This is a genomic window from Paraphotobacterium marinum, assembly GCF_002216855.1.
Lineage (GTDB): Bacteria > Pseudomonadota > Gammaproteobacteria > Enterobacterales > Vibrionaceae > Paraphotobacterium > Paraphotobacterium marinum.
In genome coordinates, this window is the sequence record NZ_CP022356.1 from 411085 (window position 1) to 424905 (window position 13821).

At 29.2% G+C, this 13821-nt stretch carries 15 protein-coding genes; 5 read left to right on the plus strand and 10 right to left on the minus strand.

Annotation, left to right across the window (positions count from 1 at the left end; genetic code table 11):
* Nucleotides 1–65 precede the first annotated feature (65 nt).
* Complete coding sequence (locus CF386_RS09025) at nt 66–905, minus strand: helix-turn-helix domain-containing protein (protein WP_158522364.1); 840 nt, start codon at nt 903–905, stop codon at nt 66–68.
* 262 nt (nt 906–1167) lie between these two features.
* Between CF386_RS09025 and CF386_RS12845 the strand changes: the two genes are divergently transcribed.
* Nucleotides 1168–1317: a hypothetical protein gene (locus tag CF386_RS12845; RefSeq protein WP_158522365.1), complete on the plus strand. Its 150-nt coding sequence runs from the start codon at nt 1168–1170 to the stop codon at nt 1315–1317.
* Between the two features lie 494 nt (nt 1318–1811).
* Here CF386_RS12845 and CF386_RS09035 read toward each other — a convergent pair whose 3' ends face one another.
* The 6 genes from CF386_RS09035 to CF386_RS09055 all read right to left on the minus strand — a co-directional run bounded on the left by CF386_RS09035 (nt 1812) and on the right by CF386_RS09055 (nt 6597).
* Nucleotides 1812–2807 carry an MATE family efflux transporter gene (locus tag CF386_RS09035; RefSeq protein WP_089074113.1) on the minus strand — a complete coding sequence of 332 codons (996 nt, stop codon included), beginning with the start codon at nt 2805–2807 and terminating at the stop codon, nt 1812–1814.
* A 275-nt stretch (nt 2808–3082) separates the two neighbouring features.
* Entirely contained in the window at nt 3083–4006 is a 924-nt protein-coding gene (locus tag CF386_RS09040) for a bile acid:sodium symporter family protein (protein ID WP_089074114.1), read from the minus strand.
* 331 nt (nt 4007–4337) lie between these two features.
* Entirely contained in the window at nt 4338–4625 is a 288-nt protein-coding gene (locus tag CF386_RS09045) for a 4a-hydroxytetrahydrobiopterin dehydratase (RefSeq protein ID WP_089074115.1), read from the minus strand.
* 140 nt (nt 4626–4765) lie between these two features.
* The gene (locus tag CF386_RS12850; protein ID WP_158522366.1) at nt 4766–4936 is read right to left on the minus strand and encodes a hypothetical protein; all 171 of its coding nucleotides are present in this window, start codon (nt 4934–4936) and stop codon (nt 4766–4768) included.
* 145 nt (nt 4937–5081) lie between these two features.
* Nucleotides 5082–5399, minus strand: a complete 318-nt coding sequence (locus CF386_RS09050) for an antibiotic biosynthesis monooxygenase family protein (RefSeq protein WP_089074116.1) — start codon at nt 5397–5399, stop codon at nt 5082–5084.
* A gap of 130 nt (nt 5400–5529) precedes the next feature.
* Nucleotides 5530–6597 (minus strand): hypothetical protein, encoded by a 1068-nt coding sequence (locus CF386_RS09055; RefSeq protein ID WP_089074117.1) that lies wholly within the window; start codon nt 6595–6597, stop codon nt 5530–5532.
* A 438-nt stretch (nt 6598–7035) separates the two neighbouring features.
* On the opposite strand from CF386_RS09055, the gene trpS reads away from it, so the two are divergent.
* On the plus strand, nt 7036–8043 hold the full coding sequence (trpS, locus tag CF386_RS09060; protein WP_089074118.1) for a tryptophan--tRNA ligase: 1008 nt from the start codon (nt 7036–7038) through the stop codon (nt 8041–8043).
* A gap of 56 nt (nt 8044–8099) precedes the next feature.
* Nucleotides 8100–8471: a VOC family protein gene (locus CF386_RS09065; RefSeq protein WP_089074119.1), complete on the plus strand. Its 372-nt coding sequence runs from the start codon at nt 8100–8102 to the stop codon at nt 8469–8471.
* Nucleotides 8472–8551: 80 nt separating this feature from the next.
* Here CF386_RS09065 and CF386_RS09070 read toward each other — a convergent pair whose 3' ends face one another.
* The gene (locus CF386_RS09070) at nt 8552–10183 is read right to left on the minus strand and encodes a peptide ABC transporter substrate-binding protein (RefSeq protein ID WP_089074120.1); all 1632 of its coding nucleotides are present in this window, start codon (nt 10181–10183) and stop codon (nt 8552–8554) included.
* 347 nt (nt 10184–10530) lie between these two features.
* Between CF386_RS09070 and CF386_RS09075 the strand changes: the two genes are divergently transcribed.
* The gene (locus CF386_RS09075) at nt 10531–10866 is read left to right on the plus strand and encodes a hypothetical protein (protein WP_089074121.1); all 336 of its coding nucleotides are present in this window, start codon (nt 10531–10533) and stop codon (nt 10864–10866) included.
* Nucleotides 10867–10875: 9 nt separating this feature from the next.
* Here CF386_RS09075 and CF386_RS09080 read toward each other — a convergent pair whose 3' ends face one another.
* Together CF386_RS09080 and nsrR are read right to left on the minus strand one after the other, a co-directional pair.
* The gene (locus CF386_RS09080) at nt 10876–11571 is read right to left on the minus strand and encodes an SDR family NAD(P)-dependent oxidoreductase (protein WP_089074122.1); all 696 of its coding nucleotides are present in this window, start codon (nt 11569–11571) and stop codon (nt 10876–10878) included.
* A gap of 261 nt (nt 11572–11832) precedes the next feature.
* Nucleotides 11833–12261, minus strand: a complete 429-nt coding sequence (nsrR, locus tag CF386_RS09085) for a nitric oxide-sensing transcriptional repressor NsrR (RefSeq protein WP_089074123.1) — start codon at nt 12259–12261, stop codon at nt 11833–11835.
* Between the two features lie 104 nt (nt 12262–12365).
* Between nsrR and hmpA the strand changes: the two genes are divergently transcribed.
* The gene (gene hmpA, locus CF386_RS09090; protein ID WP_089074124.1) at nt 12366–13568 is read left to right on the plus strand and encodes an NO-inducible flavohemoprotein; all 1203 of its coding nucleotides are present in this window, start codon (nt 12366–12368) and stop codon (nt 13566–13568) included.
* Nucleotides 13569–13821 lie beyond the last annotated feature (253 nt).

Sequence of the window (13821 nt, forward strand, 5' to 3'; positions counted from 1 at the left end):
CAAAGAACATATTCTAGACGTACTCATAATAGAATAACATTTAACTAAGAGAACTCCATATTGAATTAAATCTCTATTAAAATACTGACTTCTGTTTTAAGTAAAGGCTCAACGTTATAAATTGAAGAGTTATAAAAATAAAATAAATATTCAGAATTTTTTGGGATAGGAATGTTTTTATTTCTGAGTATTTTATGGAGTATTTGAATAGCTTTTTCAATATCATTTCGAGTTCTACCACCATTAAAGGTGAGCGATGCATATTTTCCTTGAGGTATTTCATTTTTTACCAGTAAGGATGATTGAATATTGTTGTAATCATCAGAAACAAAATGGCATTCAAAATTATAATGTTGAATATTAGGATTTGAACTAAAAAATATTTTATTTTTATTGGGGGTAAATCCTAAAGCTTTTACCCTATCAATAAATTTTAAGTAATTAAACATTACATCTTCATAATTATGTTGATGCCCAAGAGATAATGTGTGCTGTTTGTTCCTTTTTTTGATTTCAAAATGAACATCAAATAACACAGGGTTATGTTGGTACGGACTTATTAAGCTCTCTTTATTTGTCATTTTTAATGAACGAAAGTCTGAAGGTGTTACTAAGTAATTTTGTTTAAAAGCTCGAGTAAATGACTCATGAGTATGAAAACCTGCATTGATAGCAATATCCACAATAGGTTGATTGGTTAAATTTAACTGTAGACAAGCCCTTTTAAGTTTTAAAGAGCGAATATATTTATTTAAGGGCATTCCTACATAATTAGAAAAGCTTCTATGAAAGTGATATTTAGAAATATTCACTACCCTACTAATATTTTCTAAATGTAAGCGTTCATCATCAATATTAGTTGATATATATTGTAATACTTTAGGCATCGATAGTTCAAGATTCATTAAAATGTCACACTTTTCAAATTTATATAGGATACATAATAGACTTGTTAGTATCTTGACCATTTTTGCTTTTTTTTAATAAAATTTCAACTATCACCTATTTAAAATATTAAATAGACACAGTGTAAAATATGATAGGAATAGAATATGGAAAAGGAAAATTAGTGTAATCCTATGGTAACATAATTATGTCAGTAATTTTGAAGAAACTTGATATTTTTAGATCTATTTTGTTTATCTTGATCAAAAAGATGTTCAGATTATGTTAGAGCAAATAAGGGGTTCAGTCTGGATTACAGATGAGTTAATCACTCCTTTAAGTAGTAGCGTTAATTTTCAAATTGAACTTGGTTATTTAAAGCTATTAATTAAAAGACTCAAAAAAGCTAAAATAAACTTTTTTGATATTTAAAAGATATATAGTACAACATTGATGAAAAATTCTCTGGACAATGAGAATTTTTAATACAGGATTTAGAGGATTATTTATTAAGGTTTACACAGCATCCTAGAGAGTAAAATAAACCTTAATAATGCAAGTCATACACTAACATTTTTGGATAAGATATTTCCACCTACCACAAAGTAAGGTAAATTGTAAAAAGGATAAAATTATACCCATATAAAATATCCAAAAAATATTATATGGTATGAAAAATAGTATAAATAAGATAATAAGAGGTAAGATAACTCTCGCGAAAACTTCAACATACATTGAAAAATGAAAATCTGATATCGCAGATAAATAACTTATGTAATTTTGAGCCATCAATGTAAAAAATATCCTTACACCCACAAACATTAATCCAACTGTCATAAGGTGAAGTAAATGCTCACTAATGTAGCTATGACTTTTTATGAAAATTTCAACTAAGTTTTCTTTAAATAATAAAATAACGAGCAATACTATTGTACATATAATGATTGTATAAACTGTATTATATAATGCATATTCTTTAATTTTTTAAAATCTTGTTTTCCATATAAATGAGCTAACTTGATACCTGAGGCCGTCGATATCGCAAAAAGTGTAAAAAAGAAAATCATAAAATACTCGTTGCCTACTTCAATTGTTTCTAACATATCCTGGCCTAATTTAAAGCATAATGCAGTCGTTACAAAAATATTGAATAGTGCTGAAAAGGAGCTATATAAAAAAGTTTGTCCATATTTTATTTGTTCAATGATTAGTTTCTTATTTATATTTTGACGAAATAAATTCAAGCTTAGGGTTAATTTATTGTATTTAAAAATATACATTGATGTGTATATTAAAATTAAACTTGCTGTTATTATTTCAGCATAGGCATAACCTAAAATGCCCCACTCTTTTCCAAAATTTTTATGAATCAACCCGTAACATAAAATTAAAAATAAAAAGGATTTTAAAATACTAATCTTTACGGATAATGATGTCTTTTTGATGACTAAAAGATAAGTGTTCAAAGCAATGTTTATAGACATTAAAAATGCAGTAAAATAAAATACTCTTAAATAATCTAGGGTAATGAGTTTGGCGTGAACAATTGATGGGTTTAAAGTAAAAAACAAATTAAATATTATTTTAAGTGATATACATAATATGATCGTTAATAACACCATTAAAATTAAACTATTTTTGAAGTAGTCGTTCATTAAAGTTGAATTTTTATTTGCACGTGCGTGAATCATTTTTATAGACGTATATTTAAAAAATCCACCTAAGGGAAAAATAACCCAATATTTAGCCATCATCGTTAAAGGACCTGCAGCCAAATAATCCGGACCGAGCTGGGATAAGATGACTATACCAAGAAAAGTGGAAATTAAGCCTGAAATGTTTTGAAGTGCTAATAATGATGAAAAAGAAACTATAGATTTTATGAGATCAAAATTTAATTGTTTAAGGTTTAATTTCTTCATATCTTATCCAAATAATTAAAAAATAGATTATAAAGCCTATAATATTAAAGTTCTTGACCAAACTTGCTAACTTCATAAACACATTGATATTTTTGTGAACTTTTATTTTGATACGAGTAAATAAGACACTTTTTAAGTAATGTTATTAAAAAAAGTTAACAGTATTTATGTTAACCTTTCAGTATAATTGAGTCTTCTGTAGTTTCTCTAAGTTAAAAATAATGTAAACCTACAATGAACTTAATATTAATGTATATTACATCATGTTTATGTATTTAATTTATAACCCCAGGTATTATTGCTTTTTTATGCATGCGATTAGCCATGTAAACAATGATAGGGCCTGTTATGTTTTGTAATATGGCATAAATAGTTCCAGCTAACGCTGTTTCTGGTGAAAAAAATGTTAAGGCAATAATAATACCCAATCCAACATCTAAAATACTAAATTCATAAACTAAAGATAAGCGTTCTTTATATTCAAATTTCATGATGACTGAGGTGAGATAACCAATCAAATAAGCCAAAATATTTAACGTGAGGCATGCCAATAATAAGTTGAATGGTATGTGATAAAATAATTTTTCGTTAAGTGACACTATGATAGTAATAATTAATAAAATAGATAAAACAGCTAAATTACTCAATTTTTGTGTGAAGTATTGATTCAATATTTTTGTCTTATGAATAATCCCTCCCATACAAAGTGGTAACAATGCTACCATTAACATAGTTGTAATAATATGTAACACTGGAACTTCAACAACTTTATGTAATAAAACAAATAATGTCACCGGCATCATGATAGGCGCTAAAATAGACGTCAATAAAGTTAATAAAACAGTCAAAGATAGATTTGCTTTAGATAATAGTGCCATTAGGTTAGATGCTGTCCCTCCAGGGCAACAGCCAACAATAACAAGGCCAATAAATGCATACTGTGACAAACCAAATAATTTTCCAATCATAAAAGCTAATAATGATACAAAGATAAATTTAATTAAAACAGCCACTAAAATTTTGTATTTAAATTTTCTTATATCTCTAAATTCTTCATATTTAACATTCATTCCTACAATAAGCATGATTAATCCTAAAAGCCAAACAAGAGCGGGCTTTAGAAGTACAAAGAAATTTGGAAAAAGCAAGCCCAGCAAGACAGCTAAGAGAATAGAAAATACAAAATATTTTTTTAACACCTTTTTTGGTTCCTATATTACAAATAATAAGGAAAAAATATATCAAAAAACACATCTTAACTTAATAGCCTATCCTATTATTAGGATATGAAATTTAAATTAAAGGTATATGTAAAAAATCCTTTAAATAGCATATATAATATAATTATTATTTTTTTATGAATGGATAAAATTTATCTCAATTTATCTCAATTTGTTCGCTTATTCTACAAAATTAAACACAATCTATTAGTTTATTTTCGGTTGACCTTTCTGTGGGATGAAAAATAAAATTTGGGATAAAAATTAATTTAGAAGGTATTTAATTCAAAAAATAACTGGATTAGGAGTTTTAAAAACAATCCAATGCATCTGTTTTTTTAGCACATATTACATCGATTTCTTGTAATCCATTTATAGAATGACTCCACCAAGTGACTCTTACTCTGCCCCATTCAGTTAGTAAACTTGGGTGATGTCCAACATTTTCTGCCATATCTCCGATCATATTGGTAAAATTTAAAGCTTGTTTGAAATTTTTAAATTTATAACATCTTTGTATCTTAAATATCCCCTCCTCTTTTACTAAAGACCACTTGGGTATACTTTTTAATAAATGTTGTATATTTTTATTATTCATTTTAGTTTACCTTTATATATAGTATGGATAATATACATATTTATTAATTATTTACTTAAGCTTAAACAAGTTATAGTGCGTTAAGGCGCTATATTGTATATACTTTTTATATAAAAAAACAATTATTAAACAAGAAGTATTTAAAATAAAACCATATCTATCGATATTAAAATTAACCCGATTATTCCAAGCACTGAACCAATAGAAGATGCATATCTTATCGTTTGATTAGTTGATTGAAAAGATAACGTTAAAAATAGACAGGTTGTAACAAACATCATTATAAAAAATATAGCTATAAATGCATCCATGCAATAACCTCTTTTTTATTTAATATCTCATCAATTATATTTATAATCTTAAATGTAACTAAACTTTGACAGCAAAATCACACTATTGTTAAATGTATTCCTTATAATGGAAGTCTTAGAGGTCCTTATTAATACATTAATTACTCTAATTTTGTTTACCGTAATCATGCTCAACTTTACAAATTCTTGTCTTAAAGCATGAGTACCATTGTTTTCTCCCTAGTTTTTGTGCTTCCTTATGTTCGAAATTAGCCTTCCAATTTTTTATTGCTTCAAGATTTTCCCAATAAGAAACAGTAATTCCAACTTCTTCTCGTGCGGACTCAACACCAATAAAGCCAGGTTGTTCGCTTGCCAACTTAAGCATTTTTAGAGCCATGTCATTATACCCTTCGGTATTTTCTGATTTTACAGAACTAAAAATTACGGCATAATATGGTGGTTTAGGTGTTTTCGCTATCATGTTTAAGCCCTTTTATTATTTGCCCTTTTATTTTTTAAACAACATGGACATTGATTTACGATATTAACTTCAACACAAAACTATCACGAAAACCTTTTGTTTTGCAACATAATAAAAACATGAATATCGATTATAATTTGATATTATAGGAGCTCGCCATATTTTTATTATCTGTCTTTAATAAACGCTTATATGGATAATTTGATTTGGGATGAGCATACACAACAAAAGTTAGAGTGTTATGCTTTTGATTATCACGGAAAACAACATAAGACTGATTGTTTTGCATATTCACATTATTAAGCAAGTTACCACTTTGACCATTAAGTATTTGCCAATATAGTGTTTGATGTTCATTTTTATCGGTTAAATAATAGGGCTTCATAGGAATCATATCTTGGCTTAAATAGATATCTTTTGAATAATCTTGGAGTTGCTTCGAATAAAGTGAAACATCCAAATCAAAAACCTTTATATAATCGTCTGTCGCCTGATACACACCTTTTGAATTATAAACATTCACTGTAACCCCATTTTGTCTATTTTGAGGCTTAATTAATCCCGATAATTTAAAGTCGACTCTCCCTTTTTCATGTATGTTTTTGCGAGCATTAAAAATTTGTAAAAACTTTGCCTTATTTTTAATAATCTTTATATGTTGATTATTAAATAATACTTTTAGTGAACTTGTATCTTTGACAAACTCATTATCATTTTTCAAACGTACGATACAAAAATAACTATGTGTTTGATTGTAATATGAGCCATAATCAATTTTTTGTAACCCTCCGTTAGTTAATTTTTCTAATTGAACCGTATTAATTTTCAGTTTCTGATAAAAAACATTTTTAGAATAGTTTGAAAATTGCTCGGTATTATTTAATTGATTAATAAATTGAGTACAATTATCTTGTGCAAATTGATTGAAGACGGATTCATGTAAATTTTTGTTCGAATGCATTTCTATTTTAAAGTTTAAAAATCCAGCTTGTGGACTTTCTAATTTAGATGAATTACGAGGTGGAGTAATCGTTATATTAACATTTAGCTTAAAGTCATGACTTGATAGGGTTTCTGTTAATTTATTTTGATGCGTTAATGACAATTCCTCATTTTCAGAAAAACTCGAACTTGTTAAAATTAGCAGTATGTATATACAATATTTTTTTTTAAAAAAGAACTTACTTATGAGATTCATACAAAACTCCCTAGAGATACCATTAACATATTATTCAAGTAAAATTAAATTTGTAACTGAGTGGACAAAAATTAACCTAAAAATTGCATTTGTTACAGGACTTATGTCCTCAAACAAATCAAATCTTAAACCTTGTATAGAATAGCTAGAAAGTGAGCTTAAGAAAAAATTATAGGTGTTAGTTCGGGTTCAAAATAATTAAACATTAACTTACAAAACAATTCAATTAGAGCAAGATACTTAAGTACTATTTTAATAGGAGATGCCTTCGAAGTGACAAAAACAAAGTTACTGATTAAATGTCTAATGAATAATTTGAATCATAGACAATAACTGAATGTTATGATGGTTTTTTAATTTAAAAATATTTATACTAATGTACTAGGTAAATAGTTTTTTTTATGTTAAGTTAATTTTTTATATTAACGCGGTAATAAAATGAAAACTAAAATTTTAACTGGTGACCGTGCAACAGGTGCTTTGCATTTAGGTCATTATATTGGCTCCTTAAAATCCAGAGTAGAATTGCAACAACAATATGATCAAACAATATTGATAGCCGACTTACAAGGTTTAACTGATAATGGACACAATCCAAAGAAAGTTTCGGAAAATATATTAAATGTAATGGCCGATTATTTAGCTGTTGGTATAGATCCTGAAATTACAACCATATGTTTACAATCTGCTATCCCTGCTCTTTCTGAATTAACAATGTATTATTCAAATATTGTTACTGTTTCAAGGTTAGAAAGAAATCCTACAGTTAAAAGTGAAATAAAAAACAAAAAATTTGGTGAATCAATACCAGCTGGTTTCTTAACCTATCCAATTAGTCAAGCCGCAGACATAACTGCTTTCAAAGCAAATCTAGTGCCTGTAGGAGATGATCAGTTACCCATGATCGAGCAAACCAATGAAATTGTGAGAAAATTTAACAGTATTGTTGGAGAAGATATCTTAGTTGAATGTAAAGCTCTTTTAAGCTCAGTATCTCGCCTACCTAGTGTTGATGGAAAAACAAAAATGTCAAAAACTTTGGGTAATGCAATTACACTTGGCTCAAGTTCCAAAGAAATAACCAGTGCAGTGAAAAAGATGTTTACAGATCCGAATCATCTGAGAATAGAAGATCCTGGGCAAATAGAAGGCAATGTTGTTTTCACTTACCTCGATGCTTTTCATCCAGATAAGGCTCAAGTCAAAGGACTTAAAGAACATTATCAAAGAGGTGGTCTCGGTGATGGTCAAGTTAAGAAGATATTAGACATTTGTTTACAGGATTTATTAGAGCCAATTCGAACAAAGCGCAAGGAACTCATAGACGATCGTCAATATCTAATTGATGTTCTGAAAGCTGGAACCGAAAAAGCAAATCAAGAAGCTGAAGAAACATTAAAAACAGTCAAAGCGAGCCTTGGACTTAATATCTGGACAGATAGATAGATAGAAGTACATTAATAAAATTAATTATTAATTGAAACATTATAAAAGGAAGGTCAATGTTATTTTCAAGAATAGATCATATTGCTTTAGACGTATCCGATTCAGAAAAAACGGTTCAATTTTATCAAACTATATTTGGCTTTAAGGTTTATTCTGAAAGTACAACCAAAAATGGACATCATATTATTTACATGAAATTGGGTGATACCATTTTGGAAATATCTCAACAAAAAGAAGTTGTCCATAGTGGTTATCATTTTTGTATACATACAACAAATTTTGAAAAAGCTATATCACACCTTTCCGCACATAATATCCCGGTTTATCAACCACCTCACCCCACTGCACCTAGGACGCCATCTGAAAAAGGTTGGATGAGAGCTGTATATCTAGGACCTGACGGGGAGTTAGTCGAAATCCGAGGTTAGTAAAGCTATTTATATTATAAGCTGAAAACATTATTAAAAATAAGCCTCTTCTCAATTAAAGAGGCTTTATAAACTTAAATTTAATGTTTAATGATATATAAGTTTTTAGTTGGCCAGTAAAGAAATGGATTTCCATGAAAGCCTCCTACATATGGCTTAATTAATTTATTTTGAACATATGAATAAATTTGTATTGCTGGTTGCTCATCACTTAAAATATCAGCTAAATCACCCATTTGATTTGCTCGATCTTGTTTATTTAAATTGGACTTAGCTTTTTGATATAAGGCATCGTAAGCTTTATCTGAAAAATGTGATATATTCCCTGGATCCCCTGTCGTATAGGATATCAAAATATTAGTTGGATCATTGATACTCGCATAAGTTCCATCTCTAACAACATCCCAGTTATTTTTAGGGTTTCTTCTGAACTCCAAAAACGTTTTCCATTCCATATTATCTAATTTAACTTTAACGCCTGCTTGACTCCACATGGAAGCAATTGCCTGAGCAATTAATTTGTGATTCTCCATTGTGTTATAAACTAGATGTATTTTAAGTGGTTTTTTCGCTGAATAGCCTGCTTCCTTCAACAATGCCTTAGCTTGAGTAACTTTTTCATCATAGGACATTTTATCTAACTTATTTGAAGGGTGTACCCAACCTGACATAGCTTTAGGTAGAAATAAATTTGTGGGTGTTACACCGGTTTTCAAAATTTTGTTCGCTATAGCATCTCTATCAACCAATAAAGACAAGGCTTTTCTAACTCTTACATCTTGGAACTTTTTCTTTGTTAAATTTAAATCATAAAAATAATTTCCAAGCTGTGGCATAGTGACAAGTTGTTCTTTATATTCATTTTTTAACTTTTCAAAAGGTATTCCTGCTGGTATTGTAAATGTCCAATCAATTTGATTGGTTCGAAACATTTTTTCTTCTGTTTGTTCATTAGCTGGTAGATATGTAACCTTGTTAATCACTGTGTCTTTATTATCCCAGTAATAAGGGTTTCTTACTGATACAATTGAATCATTAATCACATGTTGCTGTAACTGGTATGCGCCATTTGATATTATATGTTCTGGTTTAGTCCATTTACTTCCCCACTTTGAAATTATTTTTTCCGGTAATGGTGCAAAGTCTGATTGTGTAAAAAACTGTATGGCATATGGTAAAGGTTTTGAAATTTTAACTACAAGTGTGGTTTGATCAGGCGCTTCTACACCAAGAGTAGTAATTGGAAGTTCTCCTTTTACAACTTTTTGACCGTTTAATATACCTAAATCTGAAATATCTGTTTGTTTAGGTGATCCTGTTTTAGGATCGGCTAATCTTCGAATTGAATATACAAAATCAGAAGCAGTTAATGGCGTCCCATCTGACCATTTTAGATTTTTTCTTAAATGGAAAGTAATCGTTTTCCCATCTTGACTCACTTCCCATGAACGTGCTTGCCCTGGAATAATTTTATTACCAGATTTATTCCATGTAACCAGAGTTTCAAACAAATCATTTACAACTTCAAGACTGACATTGTCTTGTGCTAATGAAGGATCAAGTGTTTCAGGCTCACTCCCATTCCCAATAATTAGATTTTGAGTTGGAGATAGTGTGATCCCATCAGGAACATTTGCAGCGATTACGCCTGTAGAAAAAATAAGCGGTATTGTGATAGCTAAGATTTTTTTATTAAATTGTGTTGTATTCATTTATTTATCCTTAAATAATTTTTTTATATTCGAGTTAGAACAAACTAACTTATTAAATTTATCAGGTATTAAAAAAAAATAAAACTGTTTGTTTTCACTACAATAAATTTGATAAATAAATTTTATTAAAATACAAATTTATACTCTTTTAAAGGACATAAATAGCAATAAATTACTTTAACCACTCCCTAAATTTATATATCAAATAACAAGTTTTAATCATTATAATAAAAAAAAAATATTTAATATTTAGGGTTTTTATGGCAAGATATTATTTCTTTTATGATTCAATCAGTAACCCGTGACAGATCAACCACTAAAAAACGATATGAAGTTTTGGGATTTTTATGTTAAAAAAAATATTATCTTTAACACCACTAGTACTTTTGTACTCTTGCGCTAATTTAAGTAGTCCAGATGTTGTGACTGATGAAAAAATTAAGACGCAATTATCTATCGAACAAAATGTTCAACCAGATGATATCCAAATTACTGATAGAAGATCTGACAAAAATATTATTTATTTTACTGCAAATATTAAAGGCGAAGAGAAACAATGCCAAGCGCTGACATACGCAACATACATTGGAACAAGTAGATCAGTTGCGACAATAGACTGCGAACATCCACATTTTGTTGTAAAGTCATGTAATTTATTATTAGAACAAACTGGTGGATGTTAGTTCAAAACATTAAAGATTAATAGCAATATCTAATGACTCAATAACAGCATTAGGCCCCGACTTGAATAAATAATCTAAGGCATTTGTAATATCACTTACGCTAAGTTTTTGGTCATTTGGAATTGCAAAATCTTTTGTCATATCCGTATCGATGACGCTTGGACAAAGCGCTGTAACCTTCACATTATAAGGGGCTAATTCTTGTCTAAGAGCAGAATTAAATCCAACAACCGCAAACTTAGAAGCGCAATAACCACCTAAAATTGGAAGTGCCCTTTTCCCTGCCATAGATGAAACATTTATAATATATCCAGATTTCTGCATCTTCATTTTTCTGCCAAATACTTGTGCAACTAAAAAGCAACCTTTAACATTAAGATCGATCATTTTGGAGAAATCAGAGATATCTAAATCTAAAGTTCCTGAATAGTATGTACCCGCATTGTTAAATAACACGTCAACGTGTTCAATTGAATCAGCTATTTGATTCAAAGCTTCACTAGCCAACTTAAAATTAGAGAGATCGATTGCATATGTATGGATACATATCTTTGGGTTATCATTACATATTTCTTGTTTTATCTCCTCTAACGTCTCATGATTTCTTGAAACAAGGGTTAAGTTATAATTCCTTTTTGCTAAAAAATTTGCTACTTCTTTCCCGATTCCCCTTGTAGCTCCAGTTATAACCGCATGCTTGTTCATGCCACGTTTCCTTTTTAATTTTTTTGAAATGATACATTATGACCTTATATTTTTACCAATAACTATTCAATAGTTATTATTGAGATTTAATTTATAACTTTTACTATTTATCAACTATGCCATAATGATATAGCCCATCTAAATAAATCCTTTGAAATTGATGAAAATATATTGAAATGATTTATGGTTAAATATGACTTGCTTTGATAACATTATATTTAAAGTTTAATGACTAACTAAATTAATCTACTTTAGACAAAATCAAATAGATACATTTAATATTTTAATTAGAGGTGAATTATCTTCTACAAGATCTGATAGTAAATGCTTATCTAACTCAATCAGAAAAGCTTCTTTTGCATTTGCAAGTATGTTTTTTAATCTGCATGCTGACGTAATGTGACAAAACTCAGGACTACAATTAACAATTTGAAGTGGCTCTATTGCACGAACAACATCACCTAAATTGATATGCATCGCGGGTTTACCAAGACGTATTCCCCCATTTTTTCCGCGTACTGTTTCAATGTAACCCAACTGACCTAATTTATTAATGATTTTAACCATATGATTTCTAGAAACATCAAAAGCCTCTGTCACCTCAGTAATATTGGCTAACTTATCCTTTGGTAGCATAGCAAGATAAATAAGGGCACGAAGACCATAATCTGTAAAGTTAGTTAATTGCACAATCTCTCCTCCAATATTTACATTGTAAACTTTTAATTGACTAAATGAAATAAATCAGATAGCATTTATAACATGCATTTAAAATACATGTTATAGGATTAGTTATGTTAAGTCAAAAAACGATAGATATTGTAAAAAGTACGGCTCCAGTAATTGTAGAAGCAGGTCCTAAGGTTACACAACACTTTTATAAACGTCTGTTTAGTGAATATCCGGAGCTTCAGAATATTTTTAATATGAGTCATCAAAACAACAATCAGACAGACACTCCATCAAGTCAACAAGTAGCTTTGTTTAATGCAATTTGTGCCTATGCAAAAAATATTGACAATTTATCTGAGCTATTGCCAATGGTCGAGAAAATTGCTCAAAAGCATACAGGTTTTTTAATCACCAAAGAACAATATGAAATCGTTGGTTCTCAACTCATCGCAACTATTGACGAACTATTGTCACCTGGCCAAGATGTTTTAAATGCATGGTCTGAAGCTTACAACCTATTAGCTGAAATATTCATTAATCGTGAAAATGAAATATACAAAGAAAATCAAATAAAACAAGGGGGTTGGTCTGGAAAAAGAGAATTTGTTGTAACTGAAAAATTAGAAAATACAGATTTAATTACAAGTTTTACTTTCAAGCCTTCTGATGGTGGCCTTGTTGCAAATTTCAAACCAGGTCAATATATAAGTATCCATCTAAGCTCAGATTTGTTTGAACATAATGAAATTCGTCAGTACAGCTTATCCTCTTCTCCAAAATCAGATGAGTATAGAATTTCAGTAAAACGAGACCTGGATGGCTTGGTTTCCAATCATTTACATAAAAATATCAATGTAGGAGATAAGGTTCTACTTACGCCACCTAATGGTGATTTTTATTTAAATGCACAAAGTAACGAACCTGTGACACTCATATCAGCAGGCGTTGGTTTCACTCCAATGCTATCCATGCTAGAAAGTTTAACATCTCAATCCAAAACAATTAATTGGTTACATGCAACCGAAAATAGCTCTACACATGCTTTTAAAAATCATGTGAATGTTCTGGTTAACGAATCAAAAAATATCCAAAATTTCACATGGTACAATGACCCTTTAGATACAGATATCTATGATGTTGATTATGACTTTATCGGGTTAATGGATCTCAATAAAATTGCAACGCATTTAAGAGATGAAAAAATGCAGTTTTATTTTTGTGGTCCAGTGGGTTTTATGCAAAAAATAGCTCAACAATTATTGATGATGGGTATAACAAAAGATCGTATTCATTACGAATGTTTTGGTCCTCATAAAATCTTATAAGGTAGCAATTAACAAACCAAATATAAACCTCCTTTATTTAAAATTTTAAATATAAACGATAATCATAAATCAGCTAAGTAAACTTTGGTATACATTTTGTTTATGGGGTTTACTTAACTGATACTTAAAATTAAGAAATTATATTTTTGATGTCATAATTTGAATAAATTATTTTTCAATATAAGCGTTAGTTTGAGCAGAATATTTAGATTCCAAAGAAAAGATTGAAGATTTTGCGCCGATATCAAAACGG

Coding starts and splice junctions, on each gene's coding strand:
- CF386_RS09025 (WP_158522364.1), bottom strand. CDS start 905: ATGAATCTTGAACTATCGATGCCTAAAGTATTACAATATATATCAACT.
- CF386_RS12845 (WP_158522365.1), top strand. CDS start 1,168: ATGTTAGAGCAAATAAGGGGTTCAGTCTGGATTACAGATGAGTTAATC.
- CF386_RS09035 (WP_089074113.1), bottom strand. CDS start 2,807: ATGAAGAAATTAAACCTTAAACAATTAAATTTTGATCTCATAAAATCT.
- CF386_RS09045 (WP_089074115.1), bottom strand. CDS start 4,625: ATGAATAATAAAAATATACAACATTTATTAAAAAGTATACCCAAGTGG.
- CF386_RS12850 (WP_158522366.1), bottom strand. CDS start 4,936: ATGGATGCATTTATAGCTATATTTTTTATAATGATGTTTGTTACAACC.
- CF386_RS09050 (WP_089074116.1), bottom strand. CDS start 5,399: ATGATAGCGAAAACACCTAAACCACCATATTATGCCGTAATTTTTAGT.
- CF386_RS09055 (WP_089074117.1), bottom strand. CDS start 6,597: ATGAATCTCATAAGTAAGTTCTTTTTTAAAAAAAAATATTGTATATAC.
- trpS (WP_089074118.1), top strand. CDS start 7,036: ATGAAAACTAAAATTTTAACTGGTGACCGTGCAACAGGTGCTTTGCAT.
- CF386_RS09065 (WP_089074119.1), top strand. CDS start 8,100: ATGTTATTTTCAAGAATAGATCATATTGCTTTAGACGTATCCGATTCA.
- CF386_RS09070 (WP_089074120.1), bottom strand. CDS start 10,183: ATGAATACAACACAATTTAATAAAAAAATCTTAGCTATCACAATACCG.
- CF386_RS09075 (WP_089074121.1), top strand. CDS start 10,531: ATGTTAAAAAAAATATTATCTTTAACACCACTAGTACTTTTGTACTCT.
- CF386_RS09080 (WP_089074122.1), bottom strand. CDS start 11,571: ATGAACAAGCATGCGGTTATAACTGGAGCTACAAGGGGAATCGGGAAA.
- hmpA (WP_089074124.1), top strand. CDS start 12,366: ATGTTAAGTCAAAAAACGATAGATATTGTAAAAAGTACGGCTCCAGTA.